Genomic DNA, 1,339 nt, shown 5'->3' with positions numbered 1-1,339 from the left:
TTCTGCCATTTGTTTTCATCTAAAAAAACCAACTTCATCCTCTTTCCTCTATAAACTATTCTCTCTATCCTAACATAAGATCAACACGACCTAGCTAGACCGCCGGGAAGCCCCGCCCTCCGTTAGTGACTAGTGACTAGTGGCTGGTCACTATCCACTCACCACTATCCAGGGTAAGGGTCGGGATAAAAGGCGAGGACACGATGCTTCGTCCTTACTGGTGCTATGACCGGCGTAGCAGGATTCTATACCCTCATCATGAGAACTGCTTACCAGTATCGCTTACGCCTTACTTCTAGCCAAGTTGCTCTGATGGACCAATGGCTAGACTTGTTACGCAAGCAGTACAACTATCGCTTGGCAGAGCGCTTTGCGTGGTGGGAACACAATCGCTGTGACATCAATGCTTGTCCCCTAGTCTGTCATTTGCCCCAGCTGAAAGACAAGCCCGATTTCTACTCCCAAAAACGGGACTTGGTGAAGACGAAAGCCCTGTTTCCGCAGTACAGAGCCATCCATTCGCAAGTCCTGCAAAACTGCATAGAGCGAGTGCACAAAGCATTCGACCGCTGGCTGAAGGGGGACGGTAACGGCAAGCGGGCAGGGAAACCCAGATTCAAGGGAGTTGGGCGGTATCGCTCCTTCAGTTTCCCCCCGATGAAACAGGACTGCATTTGCGGGCAGTTTATCCATCTGCCCAAAATCGGTGCTGTTCGGATAATTCAGCACCGTCCTTTGCCTGACGGTTTTGTCATCAAGACTGCTACCATCAGCCGCAAGGCAGACGGGTGGTATGTGACCTTGAGCCTGCAAGATTCATCTGTCCCCGTATTTACCCCTGACCTGCCAACACTGGAGAACACGATGGGGATCGACGTGGGGCTGGACTCCTTTTTGGTGACCGACGCGGGGGAGTCTGTTCCAGTTCCCCAGTATTACCGCAGAGCCCAAAAGCGGTTAAAGAGACTGCAGCGGGCAGTGTCTCGCAAGAAGAAAGGGTCAAACCGCCTATGGCTAGTGACTAGTGGATAGTGACCAGTGGATAGTGAATAGTGACTATCCACTAACCACTATCTCAGCGCAAAGATTTTCATGACAAAACAGCGAACTGGCTGGTAAGCAAGGGCAAGCATATTGGGTACGAAGCCCTGAATATCAAAGGTGCTGCTAGAACCCGACTAGCAAAATCTACCTATGATGCTGGGTGGGGACAATTTCTGCAAATGCTGGCAGTCAAGGCTGAAAGAGCTGGGCTGAGGGCGATTGCAGTGAATCCCAACGGCAGCAGTCAAAACTGCTCTCGGTGTGGTCAAAGAGTACCGAAAGCGATTCAAGACAG

Annotated in this window: 1 pseudogene; it reads left to right on the top strand. The window is 51.2% G+C overall.

The features are described 5' to 3' along the window. Nucleotides 1-258: 258 nt before the first annotated feature. Nucleotides 259-1,339 (top strand): annotated as a pseudogene (locus ACVW0B_RS14320) (RNA-guided endonuclease InsQ/TnpB family protein); the annotation flags it as partial.

The organism is Thermostichus sp. MS-CIW-23, assembly GCF_054059455.1.
This window is presented reverse-complemented; position numbering and strand designations above follow the sequence as displayed.